At 71.6% G+C, this 17,529-nt stretch carries 15 protein-coding genes and 1 riboswitch; of the genes, 5 read left to right on the forward strand and 10 right to left on the reverse strand.

Going from position 1 to position 17,529, the window contains the following annotated elements; all coding sequences use genetic code 11:
- Positions 1-29: 29 nt before the first annotated feature.
- On the forward strand, positions 30-1,853 hold the full coding sequence (locus ACYVF4_RS10445; RefSeq protein WP_460722393.1) for an ABC transporter ATP-binding protein: 1,824 nt from the start codon (positions 30-32) through the stop codon (positions 1,851-1,853).
- Complete coding sequence (locus tag ACYVF4_RS10450; protein ID WP_460722395.1) at positions 1,850-3,664, forward strand: ABC transporter ATP-binding protein; 1,815 nt, start codon at positions 1,850-1,852, stop codon at positions 3,662-3,664. The genes ACYVF4_RS10445 and ACYVF4_RS10450 overlap by 4 nt, the downstream gene beginning before the upstream one ends.
- A gap of 97 nt (positions 3,665-3,761) precedes the next feature.
- Here the strand turns inward: ACYVF4_RS10450 and ACYVF4_RS10455 are convergent, their stop codons facing one another.
- The gene (locus ACYVF4_RS10455; protein WP_460722397.1) at positions 3,762-4,214 is read right to left on the reverse strand and encodes a GNAT family N-acetyltransferase; all 453 of its coding nucleotides are present in this window, start codon (positions 4,212-4,214) and stop codon (positions 3,762-3,764) included.
- A 134-nt stretch (positions 4,215-4,348) separates the two neighbouring features.
- Here ACYVF4_RS10455 and ACYVF4_RS10460 point away from each other — a divergent pair, with 134 nt between their 5' ends.
- Positions 4,349-6,565 carry an NADP-dependent isocitrate dehydrogenase gene (locus tag ACYVF4_RS10460; protein ID WP_460722399.1) on the forward strand — a complete coding sequence of 739 codons (2,217 nt, stop codon included), beginning with the start codon at positions 4,349-4,351 and terminating at the stop codon, positions 6,563-6,565.
- A gap of 70 nt (positions 6,566-6,635) precedes the next feature.
- Here the strand turns inward: ACYVF4_RS10460 and ACYVF4_RS10465 are convergent, their stop codons facing one another.
- The 4 genes from ACYVF4_RS10465 to ACYVF4_RS10480 form a co-directional block, all read right to left on the reverse strand.
- A complete protein-coding gene (locus ACYVF4_RS10465; RefSeq protein WP_460722401.1) occupies positions 6,636-8,090 on the reverse strand; it encodes a L,D-transpeptidase family protein in 1,455 nt (484 codons plus the stop codon).
- A gap of 115 nt (positions 8,091-8,205) precedes the next feature.
- Complete coding sequence (locus tag ACYVF4_RS10470) at positions 8,206-9,600, reverse strand: FAD-binding oxidoreductase (RefSeq protein WP_460722403.1); 1,395 nt, start codon at positions 9,598-9,600, stop codon at positions 8,206-8,208.
- Entirely contained in the window at positions 9,597-9,980 is a 384-nt protein-coding gene (locus ACYVF4_RS10475; RefSeq protein WP_460722405.1) for a YrdB family protein, read from the reverse strand. Before ACYVF4_RS10475 ends, ACYVF4_RS10470 begins: the two co-directional genes overlap by 4 nt.
- A gap of 49 nt (positions 9,981-10,029) precedes the next feature.
- Positions 10,030-10,950, reverse strand: a complete 921-nt coding sequence (locus ACYVF4_RS10480; RefSeq protein WP_460722407.1) for a hypothetical protein — start codon at positions 10,948-10,950, stop codon at positions 10,030-10,032.
- Positions 10,951-11,108: 158 nt separating this feature from the next.
- Positions 11,109-11,192, forward strand: a riboswitch (ZMP/ZTP riboswitch).
- Between the two features lie 56 nt (positions 11,193-11,248).
- On the opposite strand from ACYVF4_RS10480, the gene glyA reads away from it, so the two are divergent.
- Both glyA and ACYVF4_RS10490 read left to right on the forward strand, forming a co-directional pair.
- A complete protein-coding gene (gene glyA, locus ACYVF4_RS10485) occupies positions 11,249-12,523 on the forward strand; it encodes a serine hydroxymethyltransferase (protein ID WP_460722409.1) in 1,275 nt (424 codons plus the stop codon).
- 134 nt (positions 12,524-12,657) lie between these two features.
- Positions 12,658-13,536: a bifunctional methylenetetrahydrofolate dehydrogenase/methenyltetrahydrofolate cyclohydrolase gene (locus ACYVF4_RS10490; protein WP_460722411.1), complete on the forward strand. Its 879-nt coding sequence runs from the start codon at positions 12,658-12,660 to the stop codon at positions 13,534-13,536.
- Between the two features lie 44 nt (positions 13,537-13,580).
- Here ACYVF4_RS10490 and ACYVF4_RS10495 read toward each other — a convergent pair whose 3' ends face one another.
- From ACYVF4_RS10495 to paaI, 5 genes are all read right to left on the reverse strand, one after another.
- Complete coding sequence (locus ACYVF4_RS10495; RefSeq protein WP_460722413.1) at positions 13,581-14,315, reverse strand: amino acid ABC transporter ATP-binding protein; 735 nt, start codon at positions 14,313-14,315, stop codon at positions 13,581-13,583.
- Positions 14,312-15,172: an amino acid ABC transporter permease gene (locus ACYVF4_RS10500; RefSeq protein WP_460722415.1), complete on the reverse strand. Its 861-nt coding sequence runs from the start codon at positions 15,170-15,172 to the stop codon at positions 14,312-14,314. The genes ACYVF4_RS10495 and ACYVF4_RS10500 overlap by 4 nt, the downstream gene beginning before the upstream one ends.
- A 36-nt stretch (positions 15,173-15,208) precedes the next feature.
- Positions 15,209-16,075: an ABC transporter substrate-binding protein gene (locus tag ACYVF4_RS10505; RefSeq protein WP_460722417.1), complete on the reverse strand. Its 867-nt coding sequence runs from the start codon at positions 16,073-16,075 to the stop codon at positions 15,209-15,211.
- Positions 16,076-16,197: 122 nt separating this feature from the next.
- Entirely contained in the window at positions 16,198-16,995 is a 798-nt protein-coding gene (locus tag ACYVF4_RS10510) for a transglutaminase-like domain-containing protein (RefSeq protein WP_460722419.1), read from the reverse strand.
- 51 nt (positions 16,996-17,046) lie between these two features.
- Positions 17,047-17,469 (reverse strand): hydroxyphenylacetyl-CoA thioesterase PaaI, encoded by a 423-nt coding sequence (paaI, locus tag ACYVF4_RS10515; RefSeq protein WP_460722421.1) that lies wholly within the window; start codon positions 17,467-17,469, stop codon positions 17,047-17,049.
- Between the last annotated feature and the right edge of the window lie 60 nt (positions 17,470-17,529).

A 17,529-nucleotide genomic window follows, 5' to 3' on the forward strand; every position in this document is an offset into this window, starting at 1 on the left:
GCCACCGCCTCACTCTCCCCACAAGGATCATGACCCTCACCGCCGAACCGCCACGGTCCGAACTGTCCACCTTCCGCTCTCTGATCCGACTGCTGCCCTTCGCGCGCCCGGTGCTGCCGCGGCTGAGCATGGGCGCCGTCAGCGCGCTCATCGCGAGCCTGCTCGCCCTGTCGATCCCACTCGTCCTGGAGCAGGTCGTCGCCGGCCCCATCGCCTCGGGCGACCTGGGCCTCATCGTGTGGGGTGCTGTGGCCATCCTCGTCCTCGGGCTCGCCGAAGCGGCCATGGTGTGGCTGCGGCGCTGGTTCGTGCTCGGCCCCGCCACCGCCGTCGAGTACGAGCTGCGGCAGACCTTCTACTCCCGCCTGCAGCGCCTGCCCGTGGCGTTCCACGACAGGTGGCAGTCCGGTCAGCTGCTGAGCCGCATGATGCAGGACCTCAGCATGATGCGCCGGTGGCTCGCCTTCGGTCTCGTCCTGCTCGTGGTCAACGTCATCACGATCGCCGTGGGCACGGTGCTGCTGTTCCGCTGGCACTGGCTGCTGGGGACGATCTTCCTCGTCACCTCGGCGCCGCTGTGGTACGCCGGCTACCGCTTCGAGAAGACCTACGGCTCGCTCGCCCGCCGCAGCCAGGACCAGGCCGGAGATCTGGCGACCTCGGTCGAAGAGAGCGTCCACGGCATCCGCGTGCTCAAGGCCTTCGGCCGCGGCGCGCACGCGCTGCAGAAGTTCACCCGGCAGGCCGAGACGCTCCGTCAGACCGAGCTGAGCAAGGCCCGCGCGATCGGGTTCATCTGGTTCTGGCTCGTGCTGCTGCCCGACATCGCCTTCGCGCTGTGCCTGGGTGCCGGCATCCTGCTGGTCCAGCTGGGGCAGCTGCAGACGGCAGAGCTCGTCGCGTTCTTCGCGATGGCCACGGTGCTGCGCTGGCCCATGGAGTCGATCGGGTTCCTGTTCTCGTTCATGCTGGATGCCCGCACCGCCACCGACCGCATCTTCGAGGTCTTCGACGAGCACAACTCCATCACCGACCCCGCCGACCCCGTGACCCTGCCCCGGCCGCGCGGCGAGCTGGTGTTCGAGGACGTGCACTTCCGCTATCAGGATGCCGCGCCCACCGAGCGGGACCTGCTGGACGGCGTCGACCTGGCCCTCGAACCGGGCGAGACGATGGCGCTCGTGGGCCTCACGGGATCGGGCAAGACGACCCTGACGACGCTGCCGACGCGGCTGTACGACGTCACCGGCGGCCGCGTGCTGCTGGACGGCGTGGACGTGCGCGACCTCGGCCTGGTCGAGCTGCGCCGCCACATCGGGATGGCCTTCGAGGACGCGACGCTGTTCTCGCAGACCGTGCGCGAGAACGTGCTGCTCGGGCGCGAGGACCTCGACCCGCACTCGGACGAGGGGGAGCGCGTGCTGCGCGAGGCCCTCGCCGTCGCCCAGGCCGGGTTCGTCGACGACCTGCCCGACGGCGTCGAGACGGTGATCGGCGAAGAGGGCCTGAGCCTCTCGGGCGGGCAGCGGCAGCGCCTGGCCCTCGCCCGCGCGGTCGCCGCCCGACCGGCGGTCCTCGTGCTCGACGATCCGCTGTCGGCGCTGGACGTCGACACCGAGGCCCTGGTCGAGGACGCGCTGCGCGAAGTGCTGCACGAGACCACGGCGCTCGTCGTCGCGCACCGCCCGTCGACGGTCATGCTCGCCGACCGCGTCGCCCTGCTGCAGGCCGGCCGCATCACCGCGGTGGGCACCCATTCCGAGCTGCTGCGCACCAGCGAGCACTACCGTCACGTGATCTCGAGTCTCGAAGTCGAGCAGGCCCGCCTGCGAGAGAGGGAGGTGAACCTGTGAGCACCACGGTCACCGGAACCAGCGGCGAGGACCGCTCCGACTACACCCGCGACGAGAGCCGCGCGATCCGCCGGCGCTCGCTGCGCCTTCTGGGCTCGCTCGTGCGCCCGCTGCGCGGCCAGCTGATCCTCGCGGCCACCGTGCTGGTCATCTCGACGGCCTTCCGGGTGGCCGGTCCCGCGCTCATCGCGTTCGGGATCGACCGGGCCCTCCCGGCCGTCGTCGAGCGCCTGGACTGGATGCCGACCGTCGGCGTCGTCGCTGTGTACCTTGTCACGGCGGCCGCCGGCGCCGCCCTCATCGGGTGGTACGTGGTCGTGGCGGCCCGGCTGACGCAGGCGGTGATGCTGGATCTGCGCAAGCGCATCTTCCTGCACACCCAGAAGCTGAGCCTGGAGTTCCACGAGTCGTACACGTCGGGCCGCATCATCTCGCGGCAGACGAGCGACCTGGACTCCATCCGCGAGCTGCTGGACGGCGGGCTCAACGAGCTCGTCTCGGGGCTGCTCTACGGCGGCTTCACCCTCATCGCGCTGCTGCTGCTGGACTGGCAGTCCGGGATCATCCTGGCCGTCATGGGCATCCCGCTGATGATGCTGATGCGCTGGTTCTACCGCCGCTCGCAGGTGGTGTACCGGGAGTCGCGCGTGCTGAGCGCGCAGGTGATCGTCAAGTTCGTCGAGACGATGACCGGCATCCGTGCGGTGAAGGCGTTCCGCAAGGAGCCGCGCAACGACGCCGAGTTCGGCGCTTCGGCGGCGGCCTACCGCGAGATCAACATGCGGTCCATCCGCCTGTTCGGCACGTTCGAGCCCGGCCTCATGGCCGTGGCCTCGGTGTCGGTCGCGCTCGTGCTGCTGTGGGGCGGCATCCGCGTGGTCGACGGCGGGATCGCCGTCGGCGTGCTGCTGGCAGCGGTGCTGTACGTGCGGAACTTCTTCTCGCCGCTGCAGGAGGTCGCGTTCTTCCTGAACTCGTACCAGTCCGCCACGGCGGCGCTCGAGAAGGTGTCGGGCGTGCTGGAGGAGGAGCCGACGGTGCCCGACCCGGCCCACCCCGTGGACCTGTGGACGGCCAAGGGGCACATCCGCTTCGACGCGGTGCGCTTCGGCTACGCCCGGGACCGCCTGATCCTGCCGGACTTCACCCTCGACATCCCCGCCGGGCAGACCATCGCCCTGGTCGGGACCACGGGCGCCGGCAAGTCCACGCTCGCCAAGCTGGTGTCGCGGTTCTACGACCCCACCGCCGGCAGCGTCACGCTCGACGGCGTGGACCTGCGGATGCTGCATCCGAAGGATCTGCGCCGCGCGATCGTGATGGTGACGCAGGAGGCCTACCTCTTCAGCGGCACGGTCGCCGACAACATCGCGCTCGGCAAGCCCGACGCCACGCTGGACGAGATCGAGGCGGCGGCGCGAGCGGTGGGTGCGCACGACTTCATCGAGGCGCTCCCCGACGGCTACGGCACGGACGTCAACAAGCGCGGCGGGCGCGTCTCGGCGGGTCAGCGGCAGCTGATCTCGTTCGCGCGCGCGTTCCTCGCCGATCCGTCGGTGCTGATCCTCGACGAGGCGACGGCCTCGCTCGACATCCCGAGCGAGCGCCAGATCCAGGAGGCGCTGCAGACCCTGCTCGCCGACCGCACCGCGATCATCATCGCCCACCGCCTCTCGACGGTGGCGATCGCCGACCGCGTGCTGGTGATGGAGCACGGCCGGATCATCGAGGACGACGCCCCCGAGAACCTCATCGGCGGCGAGGGTCGCTTCGCCAAGCTGCACGCGGCCTGGCGCGAGTCGCTCGTCTGAGCGGACGACCGCGAGACTGCATCTCAGCGACGAGACCCCGGCTTCAGACCGCGGTCTCGGGAGAGAGATGCAGTCTCGCGGCTGGCGGGCGTAGGTGTTACAGGCGGACCTCGGCGATGACCTCGCCGTACTCGGTCTCGCCGACGGGGGTGAACCCCACGCGGCGGAAGAAGGCCTCGGGTCCGCCCTCACCGGCTTCGTAGATGACGTTGACGTGGTCCATGCCGCGCTCGCGCGCCTCGCCGATCAGCTTCTCGACGGCGAAGCGGCCGACGCCGCGTCCCTGGTCGTCGGCGTCGACGTTGATGCGCCACAGCACGGACTTGAAGTGGTCCTCGGGGGCCTCGTCGTCGAAGTTCGCGCTGACGAACCCGACGACCTCGTCGCCGTCGAGCACGACGCGCTGCCACGAGGTCTTGGGGTTGATCACGGTCGCGGCGATCCCGTAGCTGACCGGCGCCAGGAACTGTTCCTGCCCCGGCTTCAGCGACAGGTTGTTGACGGCCACGATGGTCGCGGCGGAGAGTTCCTCGAGTCGCAGATCAGCCATGGTCCACAGGGTATCCGCAATCGGCGGTGCCGGTCACGCACGGCGTGCGCCACCGACATCCGATTATCTCGACATCGAGATAGTTTGAGGCGGTGCGATAGGCTGAACGGCGCCCCGAACGAAAGACGACACAGGTGACCGACTCGACCATCATCTACACCTACACCGATGAGGCGCCGGCGCTCGCGACCGCGTCCTTCCTGCCGATCGTGCAGGCCCTCACGCATCAGGCGGGGGTGGACGTCGAGACCCGCGACATCTCGCTGGCCGGTCGCATCCTCGCCGCCTTCCCGCAGCGGCTGACGCCCGAGCAGCAGGTCGGTGACGCCCTGGCCGAGCTCGGCGGGCTCGCGACGCTGCCCGAGGCCAACATCATCAAGCTGCCGAACATCTCGGCGTCCATCCCGCAGCTCAAGGCCGCCATCGCCGAGCTGCAGTCGCAGGGCTACGACATCCCGGACTACCCGGACGAGCCGCAGACGATCGAGGACAAGGACGTGCGCGCCCGCTACGACCGCATCAAGGGCTCCGCCGTGAACCCCGTGCTGCGCGAGGGCAACAGCGACCGTCGCGCCCCCCTGTCGGTGAAGAACTACGCGCGCAAGCACCCGCACCGCAACAAGCCCTTCGCCGAGGGCTCGAAGACGCGGGTGGCGACGATGAGGCACGACGACTTCCGCTCGAACGAGAAGTCCGTGACGATCCCGGGTGACGACGTCCTCACGATCTCGCACGTGGCGGCCGACGGCACGGTCACCGAGCTGAAATCCGGAGTGAAGGTCCTCGAGAACGAGATCGTCGACGCGACGTTCCTCTCGGCCGCCGCCCTCGACGCCTTCCTCGCCGAGACGCTCGAGACCGCCAAGGCGGACGACGTGCTGTACTCGGTGCACCTCAAGGCCACGATGATGAAGGTCAGCGACCCCATCATCTTCGGGCACGTCGTCAAGGCCTTCTTCGCCGACGTCTTCGCCACCCACGGCGCCGCCCTCGCCGCCGCCGGCCTCACCCCCAACGACGGCCTCGGCTCGATCCTCTCGGGCCTGTCGCAGGTCGCCGGCGGGGACGAGATCGCCGCGGCGTTCGACGCCGCGCTCGCCGACGGCCCGCGCCTGTCGTACGTGAACTCCGACAAGGGCATCACGAACCTGCACGTGCCCTCGGACGTGATCATCGACGCCTCGATCCCGGCGCTCGTCCGCAACGGCGGCAAGCTGTGGGGAGTCGACGGGGCAGAGGACGACACGCTCGCGGTCATCCCCGACTCGTCCTACGCGGGGGTCTACCAGAGCGTCATCGACGACGTCATCGCGAACGGGCCGCTGGACCCGGCCACGATCGGCACCGTCCCCAACGTCGGGCTCATGGCGCAGGCGGCCGAGGAGTACGGCAGCCACGACAAGACCTTCGAGATCGCCGCGCCGGGCGTCGTCCGCGTCACAAACCGGGCCGGCGACGTGCTCCTCGAGCACGAGGTCTCGACGGGCGACATCTGGCGCGCCACCCAGACGAAGGACGTCGCGGTGCGCGACTGGGTCAAGCTCGCCGTCACGCGCGCCCGCGCCACCGGGGCGCCCGCGGTGTTCTGGCTCGACGAGGGCCGCGCCCACGACGCCACGCTGATCGGCAAGGTGAAGACGTACCTCGCCGAGCACGACACCGACGGCCTGACGATCGAGATCCTCGCGCCCGCCGCGGCGACCCAGTACTCGCTGGACCGACTGCGCAAGGGCGAGGACACCATCTCGGTCACGGGCAACGTGCTGCGCGACTACCTCACCGACCTCTTCCCGATCCTCGAGGTCGGCACGAGCGCCAAGATGCTCTCGATCGTCCCGCTGCTGGCCGGCGGCGGCCTGTTCGAGACGGGCGCGGGCGGCTCCGCCCCCAAGCACGTGCAGCAGCTGGTCGCCGAGAACTACCTGCGCTGGGACTCGCTCGGCGAGTTCTTCGCGCTCGCCGCATCGCTGGAGCACCTCGCGGACTTCACCGGCAACGCGCGGGCGAAGGTCCTGGCCGACACGCTGGATGCCGCGACGGGAACCTTCCTCGAGAACGACAAGTCGCCGGGCCGTGCGCTCGGCACGATCGACAACCGCGGCAGCCACTTCTATCTGGCGCTGTACTGGGTGCAGGAGCTGGCCGCGCAGCAGGCCGACGCCGAGCTCGCGGCGACGTTCGCGCCGGTGGCCGAGGACCTCTCCGCGGCCGAGACCCAGATCGTCGAGGAGCTCATCGCCGTCCAGGGCTCGCCGGCCGACATCGGCGGGTACTACCGCCCCGATCCCCAGCTGGTCGCCGACGTGATGCGTCCGTCCGAGACCTTCAACCGGATCATCGACGGGATCTGACGAGACCGCGAACGACGAGGGGGCGGATGCTGCGGCATCCGCCCCCTCGTCGTTCAGATCCTGGCCGAGGTCAGTAGTGCACCCACACCTCGGTGCCGGTGGGCGCCCAGTCGTAGAGGTACTTGGCGACGTCGACGGGCATGTTCACGCAGCCGTGACTCATCTGGGTGCCGAAGTTGTTGTGCCAGTACGCCCCGTGGAACGCCTGGTCGCCGTTGAAGTACGTCACCCACGGCACGTCCTCGGTGCAGTACGGGGCGTTCTCGAAGCAGCCCATGTCCTGGATCGGGACGTGCGCGAAGATGCGATACGAGCCGGTCGTCGTGGGGGTGTCGGGCAGGCCCGACGAGATCGCGTAGGCGCGCGTGACCTCGCCGTTCTCGAAGAGGTAGGTCCGCTGCGAGCTGAGGTTCACCTCGATGCGCCGGGCGATCGCGGTGGTGGCGAAGTCGGTCTCGGTGACCGGCAGGTCGAAGACGGCCTCGCCCTCGGCGAGCTGCGCGGCGTAGTCCGCGGCGATGCCGTCGGTGCTGCCGAGCTCGCGCCCAGTGACCCCCTCGACCTCGGTGCGCAGCACCGATCCGGACGAGTCGGTGATGACGCGCGCGTCGACCGGTTCGCGGTCGACGGACTTGGCGAGGGTGCCGACGACCTTCTCGATGGCCGCGGCGTCGGCCGAGATCTCGAAGGTCCCCTCGGGGGTCTGCGAGACCGACAGCCAGGACGCGGCGGTCGCGGGCTTGACGGGCACGACCCGCTCGTCGTCGATGTAGAAGCCCGCCTTCTCGATGATCCCGTTGAGCGTGGCGGCCGTCTCTTCTGCGGCGCCGGTGGTCACCAGCGGGGCCAGCGGCGCGGGGGTGGCGGCGACCTCGACGCGCGTCACGCCGTCGTCGAAGGCCTGCTGCAGGGCCGCCCGCACCGCGTCGAGGTCGACGCCCACGCCGTCCTCGGCCGGAGTGGTGACGTAGCGCACCTCGGAGGAGTCGTAGACCAGGGTCGCGTCGACCGGCGCGACGTACAGCTCGGGAGCGGCCGCGCGCAGGGCGGAGTCGGCGACCTCGGCGTCCAGGGTGATCGCGGCGTCCGACGGTTCCCGGAACCATTGCCCGGGATTCCACATCGGATGCTGGGCGAAGGCGTCGTCGGCGAGCCCGCGGGCATCCACCGAGGCGCCGAGGTCGGCTCCGGTGAACTCGGCGTCGCCGCCGTCGCCGGTGAGCACGACGACGGTGTCCGCCAGGCGCTGCGAGACGGCGTCCGCAGCGGCGCCGGCGGTCATTCCGCCCACGCCTACGCCGGCGATGGATGTGCCGGGGGCGATGAGCACGAGCGACGCGGCGACCAAGCCCATGGCGGTGACGGCGGCGCCGACCCCGATCCACAGGCCGGTGCGTCGACGGCGTGCGGGAGCTTCAGCGGGTGCCCACGCGTACCCCGAGGGCGGCGCGGAGTCCGCGCCGGGCACGGCGTCGCGAGGTGCCTCGTCGGCCCCCGGTTTCGTCGCCAGATCCGTCACACCCACACCCCCCGATTGTGATCCGCGCTGGATCCATGGTAGGCCCCGGCGTGTGCGCGATGGGGCATGTACGCCCCGGGGGTGTAACGGTTGGGTAAATGACCGCGCGAAGGGGATCGCCTCAGCGGGCGAACACCTTGCCCGGGTTCAGGATGCCAGCGGGGTCGAACACCCGGGTGATCTCGCGCTGCAGGCGCCACTGGTCCTCGCCCAGCTCGTCGGCCAGCCAGCGGCTCTTGAGGACGCCGATGCCGTGCTCTCCGGTGAGGGTGCCGCCCAGGCGCAGCGCGGCGCGGAAGAGGTCGTCGGCGGCCGCCCAGATGTGCTCGGGCACCTCGACGACGCCGTCGGTGCCGGTGGTGTCGGCGTCGAAGACGAAGTTCGGGTGCAGATTGCCGTCGCCGGCATGCGCGACCGTGGGGATGCGCACGTCGTGCCCGCGCTCGACGCGCGCGATCTCGTCGAACATGTCCGGCAGCGCGCTGCGCGGCACCGAGACGTCCTCGATGAGCGTCGTGCCCAGGCGCTCCATAGCGGGGTGCATCGACCGCCGGATCGTGAGCAGCCGCTCACCCTCCGCGGCGTCGGCGGCGACGGCGACGGTGCCGCCGGCCGCGCGCAGGATCTCGGTGATCGCGTCGCTCTCGACGGATGCCGAGGGCCCGTCGGTCTGGATGGTGAGCTGGGAGGCGCCCGGCGTGGGCGGGTCGAGGTCGAGCAGATCGTGCACGGCCGCCAGGCACGTGGCATCCATCAGCTCCATGATCGCCGGCTGCAGGCCCGCGGCGGTGACGGCGGCCGAGGCCGCCGCGGCCGCGCGCACGTCGGGGAAGGTCGCCGCGAGAGTGCGGACCTCGCCCGGGATCAGCCGCCGCAGTTTGAGGGTGGCCCCCACCACCACGCCGAGGGTGCCTTCGGAACCCACGACGAGGCCTGTAAGGTCGAGGCCGGTCACGCCCTTGACCGTGCGGTGGCCGAGGTGCAGCAGACGTCCGTCGGCGAGCACGAGATCGACCCCCAGCACCGCGTCCCTCACCGCGCCGTACTTCGCGCACAGCAGGCCGCCGGCGCCGGTGGCGATATTGCCGCCGACGGTCGAAATCGCGCGGCTCGCGGGATCCGGCGCCCACCAGAGTCCGTGTCCGGCCAGCAGGGCGTTGAGGTCGGCGTTGATGATCCCGGGTTCGACGACGGCGACGAGGTCGTCGGGTCGCACCTCGAGCACCCGGTCCATGGCCCGGACCGACAGGGCGATCTCGCCCGCGCCCGCGTTCGCGCCGCCGGCGAGCCCGGTGCCCGCCCCGCGCGTCACGACCGGCGTGCCGGTGGCCGTGGCCACCCGCAGTGTGTGCTGGACGTCCGCGACGGATGCCGCGTGCACCACCGCGAGGGGCCGCCCGGCGGCGGCGTGCCCGGACTTGTCGGCCCGTGCCGCCTCGAGCGAGGCGGGGGCGGTGTCCACGCGCTCGCCGAGGTGCTCGCGCAGGAGCGTCAGGACCTCGGCGGGCGTGCTCATCCGATCCGGCGCCGTCCCGCCAGGACGCCGAGGGTCACCGCGACCACAGCGTAGATCAGTCCCACCCAGGTCGCCCCCATGCTCCACCACGCCATCGTCGCCGCGAGGTACACCAGCAGCTCGATGACCGCGCGCACGAACGGGTGGACGGCCAGCACGGCCCGGGGCGACACGAACAGCGCCCACACGATGACGGCGAGGAGCGGGGCGCCGATCCCGACGACGATGTTCCACGGGAACGCCCAGAACGCGAACCCCCAGATGGCGAGGGTCACCACGGCGAACAGCTGGCTCAGCAGCGCGAGCACGTCCAGGACGGACGGCCGGGCCCGCAGCCCGGAGTCGGCGGGGACGGCGGCCGTGTCGGGGGATTCGGGCATGGCCTCCAGTGTAGGCCGCGGTCCGGTTCGCCCCGTCAGGCCTGGCGCGTCACCGGGACCGCCACGGGAACGCGCGCGACCGCCTCCGCGCGCCGGGCGTCATCGGCCCCCGGGCCGGCGTCGTCGCGGCGGGTTCGCCCGCCACCGGTTCCGCCTCGAAGCCGACGGCCGACTCGCCCGCCTGCAACGCGGCGAGGTACCCCGCGGTGCCGGCGATGCCGACGGTGAGCGGCAGCAGCACGAGCGCGAGACGCTGAGAGATGTCGTCCGCCTCGTCGGCGACGATCGTGCAGCGGGTGCAGCGCTCCAGATGCTCGTCGAGTCGTGCGCGATCGCGGCGCCCGAGGTGAGCGGCATCCCCGATCAGCTCCAGCGCGTCGCGGCACTCGGACTCGGCGGCGACGGAGCGCAGATGGGCGGACAGCCACTCCGTGCGCAGGCCCTCGCGGGCGCGGCCGGCGAGCGCGGCCACGGCGCCCGGCCGGAGCCCGAGCAGCGGTGCGACATCAGCGGACCGCATCTGCTCGACCTCGGTGTACCACAGCACCTCCTGCCACCGGGCGGGCAGCCGGCGGAACGCCTGATGGATGAGGCTGCGGTCGAGGGTCTCGGCGTCGGCCCGCGCGGGAGGGAGCGCGTGCTGCGGATCGAGCACGTCGTCGGCGGTGCGACGCGCGGTCTTGCCCCACGTCGCCGCCGTGCTGCGGATGCTGGCGAAGAGGTAGGCCCGGAAGGACCCCGACGGCGACCCGCCCGCGGCGATCGCCTGCGCGCTCCGCGAGAACGCCTCGTCCGTGACCTTGACCGGATCCAGGTTCGACACCGACGCCGCGACCGTCACCCCCGCGTGCCGGTGGCGGCGCCGGAGCTCGCCCAGTGCGCGGACGTCACCGGACCTCGTTCGCAGGACCAGCGCCGAATCCGCGAGCATGCTCGGGTCGCGCTCGGTGCGCGCAGTCTCGTATCCCATACTGACTCCGGGCGGGGTGCCGCATCGGCGCTCCCACAGCGCCGATCGCCGTCGCCCGCGCCCCCAGCATCGGGCGACCGTCCCATTGTGGCGGCTGGGTCACCGTTTGACCAGGGCCGATTGCGACGGGGCGCTCGCCGCCCGGCATCCGTTATGCTCGTCGATGTCGCGACTGGCGTTGAGGTGGGCCACCACCGGGGAGCGACTGACACGGCATTCGACCGCACGCCTGGGCCGGGGTCTCGATACACCGTCGCTTCGCGTCGGCATCCGACCACCGGAAGGGAACCAGAGCGTCATGACCGATCCGTACTTCAACGCCCCGCTCAGCGAGGTCGACCCCGAGATCGCCCAGGTGCTCGAGCGCGAGCTCGACCGCCAGCGCGGCTACCTCGAGATGATCGCCTCCGAGAACTTCGTGCCCGTCTCGGTGCTGCAGTCCCAGGGCTCCGTGCTGACGAACAAGTACGCCGAGGGCTACCCGGGCCGCCGCTACTACGGCGGCTGCGAAGAGGTCGACGTCGCCGAGGAGCTGGCGATCAGCCGCGCGAAGTCGCTGTTCGGCTCGGAGTTCGCCAACGTCCAGCCGCACTCGGGCGCGTCGGCCAACGCCGCCGTCCTGCACGCCATCGCCCGCCCCGGCGACACGCTGCTCGGGCTCTCGCTCGACCAGGGCGGCCACCTGACCCACGGCATGAAGATCAATTTCTCGGGCCGGCTGTACAACATCGTCGCCTACGGTGTCGACCCCGAGACCAGCATCATCGACATGGACGAGGTCCGCCGCCTCGCCGTCGAGCACAAGCCCAAGGTCATCATCGCCGGCTGGTCGGCGTACCCGCGCCAGCTGGACTTCGCAGCCTTCCGCGCCATCGCCGACGAGGTCGGCGCGCTGCTGTGGGTCGACATGGCCCACTTCGCCGGACTCGTCGCGGCGGGCCTGCACCCCTCGCCCGTGCCGCACGCGCACGTGGTGTCCTCGACGGTGCACAAGACCATCGGCGGCCCGCGCTCGGGCATCATCCTCACCAACGACGCCGACATCGCCAAGAAGATCAACTCCGCCGTCTTCCCCGGCCAGCAGGGCGGCCCGCTCATGCACGTCATCGCGGCCAAGGCCACGGCGTTCAAGCTGGCGGCGACCCCCGAGTTCCGCGAGCGGCAGGAGCGCACCCTGCGCGGTGCGGCGATCATCGCCGACCGGCTGTCGCAGCAGGACGTGAAGGATGCCGGCATCACGGTGCGCTCCGGCGGCACCGACGTCCACCTGGTGCTGGTGGACCTGCGCGACGCCGCGATCGACGGCAAGCAGGCCGAGGACCTGCTGCACGAGATCCGCATCACCGTCAACCGCAACGCCGTCCCCAACGACCCGCGCCCGCCCATGGTGACGTCGGGGCTGCGGATCGGGACGCCGGCGCTGGCCACGCGCGGCTTCGGCGATGCCGAGTTCACCGAGGTGGCCGACGTCATCGCCCTCGCGCTGCAGCCCGGCGCGGACGTCGAGGCGCTCCGCGCCCGCGTGGGCGCCCTCGCCGACGCCTTCCCGCTGTACCCCGGCCTGCAGCAGTAGCCCGACGCCGAGACTGCATCTCCGTCCCGAGACGGTGGTGTGAGCCCGGGGTTTCGGGCCGGAGATGCAGTCTCGCGGATGGCGACGCCGAATCGGCGCCCGGCTCGTCCGGGCGGACCGACGTGAGGAGAGACATGACCGCGACGACACTCGACGGCAGGGCGGCGGCGGCCGCGATCAAGGACGAGCTGCGCGAGCGGGTCGACGCGCTGAAGGCGCGCGGCATCACGCCGGGCATCGCCACGGTGCTCGTCGGCGCCGACCCCGCCTCGCAGCTGTACGTGGGCATGAAGCACAGGCAGTCCGTGGCGATCGGGATGAACTCGATCCAGCGCGAGCTCCCCGCCGACGCCACCCAGGCCGACGTCGAGGCGCTGATCGACGAGCTCAACGCCGATCCGGACTGTCACGGCTACATCGTGCAGCTGCCGCTGCCCAAGCACATCGACACCGACGCCGTGCTCGAGCGCATCGACCCGGCCAAGGACGCCGACGGACTGCATCCGACGAATCTCGGACGGCTCGTGCTGAACGTCAACACGCCCATCGACACGCCGCTGCCGTGCACGCCGCGGGGCGTCATCGAGCTGCTGGTGCGCAACGACTACGACCTCGCCGGCAAGCACGTCGTGGTCGTCGGCCGCGGCGTCACGATCGGCCGCTCGATCGGGCTGCTGCTCACCCGCCGCGAGTACAACGCCACGGTCACCCTCACCCACACCGGCACGGCCGACCTGTCGGATCACCTGCGGCAGGCCGACGTCATCGTCGCCGCCGCCGGCGTCCGGCATATCGTGCGCGCCGAGGACGTCAAGCCCGGCGCCGCCGTGCTGGACGTCGGCGTCACGCGCGAGACCGACGCCGAGGGCATCTCTCGCGTCTACGGCGACGTCCACCCGGGCGTCGCAGACGTCGCCGGCTACCTCTCGCCCAACCCGGGCGGGGTGGGGCCGATGACGGTGGCGCTGCTCATGACGAACGTCGTCGAGGCCGCCGAGCGCCAGGCGTCATAGACGAGCGGATGCCGGTGGCCGGGGCCGCCGGCATCCGACCCGTCTCAGGCGGTGAAGCGGGACAGGAACGCCTTCGTGCGCGCCTCGCGCGGGGCGCCGAAGACCTCGGCAGGCGGGCCCTCTTCGATGATGCGGCCGTCGTCGAGGAACACCACGCGGTCGGCGACGTCGCGCGCGAACGCCATCTCGTGGGTCGCCATGAGGATCGTGGTGCCGTCGGCGGCGAGGCGGCGGACGAGCTCGAGCACCTCGGTGACGAGCTCGGGATCCAGCGCCGAGGTGATCTCGTCCAGCAGCAGCACCTCGGGGTCGGTGGCGATGGCGCGCGCGATCGCCACGCGCTGCTGCTGCCCGCCCGACAGCCGGTCAGGGTGCTCGCGCGCCTTGTCGGCGAGCCCCACGCGATCCAGCAGCTCGAGTCCGCGCTTCTCGGCGGCCGCCCTCGGCACCTTGTGCACCACGCGCGAGGCGAGGGTGACGTTGCCGAGCACCGACAGGTGGGGGAACAGGTTGAAGTGCTGGAACACCGCGCCGAAGCGGGCGCGCACGCGGTTGCCGTCCACGCGGGGGTCGGAGATGTCGTCGCCGGCGAGCAGGATGCGGCCGTCGTCGATCGGCTCGAGCAGCCCCAGGCACCGCAGCAGGGTCGACTTGCCCGACCCGCTCGCCCCGATGAGGGCGACCACGTCGTGGGCGGCGAGGTCGATGTCGACGCCGCGCAGCACGTCGCGATCGCCGAAGGACTTCCAGATGCCGGTCGCCTGGAGCAGTGCGCTCACAGCACGGATCCCGTCTGCTCGCGCTCGCGCAGTCGCGCGGTGTACCAGTCGGTCAGTCGGATCGTCGGGATCGCCATCAGGACGAACAGGATGCCGGCGACGACGTAGGGCGTGAAGTTGTAGTTCTGGGCGGCTTCGATCTGAGCCCCGCGTACGGCGTCGACGGCGCCGAGGATCGAGATGAGGCCGACGTCCTTCTGCATCGAGATGAAATCGTTCATGAGCGGCGGGGTCATCTTGCGCAGCGCCTGGGGGAGCACGACGCGGCCGAGCGACTGGCCGTAGCTGAGGCCCAGCGAGCGGGCGGCCAGGCGCTGCGACGGGTGCACCGCCTCGATGCCCGCGCGGATGACCTCGGCGACGTAGGCGGAGTAGGTCAGCGTCACCGCGATCACGCCGAGCACGATCGGCGGGATGCGGGTGTCGAGGATGGTGGGAACGCCGAACCCCACGAGGAACAGCACGATGATGAAGGGGATGCCGCGGAAGAGGTCGGTGTAGCCGGCGGCGAGAACGCGAACGGGGAAGAAGACCGGGCCGCGCAGGGTGCGGAGGAGCGCGACGGCCGTGGCGGTCACCGACACGGTGATGAGCGACAGTCCGAGCACCTGCAGGTTCAGCATGAAGCCGTCCCACACGCGCGGGAGCGCCTCGAGCCCGATGACGGGGTCGAAGAACGCCCGCTGGACGGCCGCCCACCCGGGGGTGTTGACGACGGTCAGCCAGACGATCAGCGCGAAGGCGAGGGTGGAGCCGATCGCCACGAGCACCGACCGCTGTTCGCGGCGGCGGCGGTACGCGCGGCGCTCGAGCTCGAGAGGACTCGGCTCGTGCCCGCGGGCATGGGGGGAAGACACGAGAACGACGCTAGCGCGACCTCACGGCCGGCCCCGTCACTCCAGCAGCGTCACGCCCTGGCCGGACCCCAGCCACTCGTCGGTGATCTCGTCGAGCGTGCCGTCCTCGCGGAGCTCGTCGACGGCCGCGGTCACCCCGGGGGTGAGGGGGGAGTCCTTCGGCAGCAGCAGGCCCCACTCGTCGGGGACGCCCGCGGCGGGCAGCTCGCCCACGATGAAGGAGTCCTCGATGTACACGCCGGTGGCGTAGTACGCGGTCGGCAGGTCGAGCACGATGGCGTCGATCTGACCGGCGATGAGGGCGGCCACGGCATCCTCGTTGGAGTTGAACAGCTGCGGCTCGGCGTCCGGCTGCACCGCCTCTTCGACGGTCTTGGCGCTGGTCGAACCGGCCATCGCGCCGATGACGAGGGGCTTGAGGCCCGCGAGGTCGGTGACGTCGTCGGCGGCGCCGCCCTCGATCGCGACGACCGCCTGGCTGGCGGCGTAGTACGGCGACGAGAAGTCCACGGCCTGCTTGCGCTCGTCGGTGATCGTGTACTGCTGGATGTTGAAGTCGAAGTTCTTCGGCCCCGGCGCGATCGCCGATTCGAAGCTCGTGCGCACCCACTCGACGTCCTCGGGGGCGAAGCCGAGCTTGTCGGCGACGGCGTACGCGACGGCGGCCTCGAAGCCCTCGCCGCTGGCGGGGTCGTCGTCGATCACGTACGGGAAGTACGCCGTCTCGCCCGTCGCGATCGTGAGCTTGCCGGGGGTGATGTAGGCGTCGTCGGGCACGCCGCCGGCGGTGGCGGCGCCGGTGTCCGACCCGGTCCCTCCCGTGCCGCCGGCGCAGCCGGTCAGGGCGAGAGCGGCGAGGGCGACACCGGCCAGAGCGGTGCGCAGCGTGAGGCGACGCGACATGGGGGTCCTCCTGGGAGTCAGGGCCGGTGCGCCGGATCGGCGGACGGGCCGGTTCCATTCTCGCCGCCCGCGGGACCGCCGCGGTCCGCGCGAGTCGGACTGTTACGCCCGCACCCGGCCGCTCAGCGAAGGCGCACGAGGCGGTCCAGGTCGTCGTCCGGGAGCGTGTCGGCGGTCGCGGACACCGTCACCTCGACCAGGTCGGCGCGGCCGGCCGTCACGGTGAGGAAGGCCGTGTCGGCGGCATCCCGGCCCGTCGCGATCCGCACGAGGCTCCCGCGCGGGGCGAGGGTGGTCGCGTCGACGGCGTGCCAGGCGCCCTCGACCCAGGCCTCGGCGACGGCGTGGAAGTCCATCGGCTGAAGGCCCGGCGCGTACACCGACACCAGTCGCGCGGGGACGTTGAGGCCGCGCAGCAGCGCCACGCACAGGTGGGCGTAGTCGCGGCAGACACCCCGCCGGGCCAGCAGCGTCCGCGAGGCGCCGTCGGTCGGCAGCGACGAGCCGGGGACGTAGGCGAGCCGCGTGCCCACCCAGCTCGACACCGCCGTCAGCAGCTGGGCGGGATCGGTGATGCCGGCGAACTCCGCGGCGGCGGTCGGGGCGAGCGCGTCGGACTCGGCGTACCGGCTCGGCCGGGTGTACACGAGGCGCTCGACGTCATCGGGGGCCGCCTCGTCGCCCGGGCCGGCCAGCGCGGCCTCGTAGTGCACGACGAGTTCGCCCGCGCCCGGTCGCACGCGGTGCACGCGCGTGCCGTGTGCGTCGCGCAGCTCGGTCACCTCGACCGCGGCGCCGTCGAGCGTCGCCGTCAGCGACTCCGACGCGGGGGAGTGGTGCGCCGACACCGCGACCTCGAACCACAGGTCGGCGGGCTCGGTGACGGTCAGGACGATCCGGCTCGAGACGTCACGCTGCATCCGGTCAGCATGCCAGACCCCGCTGACGAGCGGATGCCGGTGGCCGCGCGGTCAGCCGGGCAGCGTGCCGCGGGTAGTGCGGCTGCGGCCGCGCAGCTCGGCGACGACGCGGCCGTCGCCACCGGTCACCCGCACGTCGTAGAGACCTGATCGCCCGCCGATCGCGCGGCGTTCGGCGACGGCCTCGAGCACCTCGTCCTCGCGGGCGGGGGACAGGAAGGCGATGTCGGCGCCCGCGGCCAGAGTCACGGCATCCGTCTCGTTGCACGCCAGCGCGAACGCCGTGTCGGCGAGGGCGAACACCATGCCGCCGTGGGCCACGGAGAAGCCGTTGAGCATGTCGGTCCGCACGCGCATGCGCACGACGGCGTGACCGGGCGAGGCGGTGACCACCTGCATCCCGAGCGCGGTCGAGCAGGCGTCGCCGGCGATCATCCGGCGGGTGTGCTCGGTCGCGTACACGTCGTCGTCCATGGCGCTCCTCGGGTGTCCGCGCGGCGTTGAGGCGCCGACGGGGCTGTGGAATCATGGTGT

This window comes from Microbacterium aureliae, from assembly GCF_054780155.1.

Bases quoted from the DNA above. Each gene is read 5' to 3' on its own strand.
- ACYVF4_RS10445 (WP_460722393.1), top strand. From the start codon at position 30: ATGACCCTCACCGCCGAACCGCCACGGTCCGAACTGTCCACCTTCCGC.
- ACYVF4_RS10455 (WP_460722397.1), bottom strand. From the start codon at position 4,214: ATGGCTGATCTGCGACTCGAGGAACTCTCCGCCGCGACCATCGTGGCC.
- ACYVF4_RS10470 (WP_460722403.1), bottom strand. From the start codon at position 9,600: ATGAGCACGCCCGCCGAGGTCCTGACGCTCCTGCGCGAGCACCTCGGC.
- ACYVF4_RS10475 (WP_460722405.1), bottom strand. From the start codon at position 9,980: ATGCCCGAATCCCCCGACACGGCCGCCGTCCCCGCCGACTCCGGGCTG.
- ACYVF4_RS10480 (WP_460722407.1), bottom strand. From the start codon at position 10,950: ATGGGATACGAGACTGCGCGCACCGAGCGCGACCCGAGCATGCTCGCG.
- glyA (WP_460722409.1), top strand. From the start codon at position 11,249: ATGACCGATCCGTACTTCAACGCCCCGCTCAGCGAGGTCGACCCCGAG.
- ACYVF4_RS10490 (WP_460722411.1), top strand. From the start codon at position 12,658: ATGACCGCGACGACACTCGACGGCAGGGCGGCGGCGGCCGCGATCAAG.
- ACYVF4_RS10505 (WP_460722417.1), bottom strand. From the start codon at position 16,075: ATGTCGCGTCGCCTCACGCTGCGCACCGCTCTGGCCGGTGTCGCCCTC.
- ACYVF4_RS10510 (WP_460722419.1), bottom strand. From the start codon at position 16,995: ATGCAGCGTGACGTCTCGAGCCGGATCGTCCTGACCGTCACCGAGCCC.
- paaI (WP_460722421.1), bottom strand. From the start codon at position 17,469: ATGGACGACGACGTGTACGCGACCGAGCACACCCGCCGGATGATCGCC.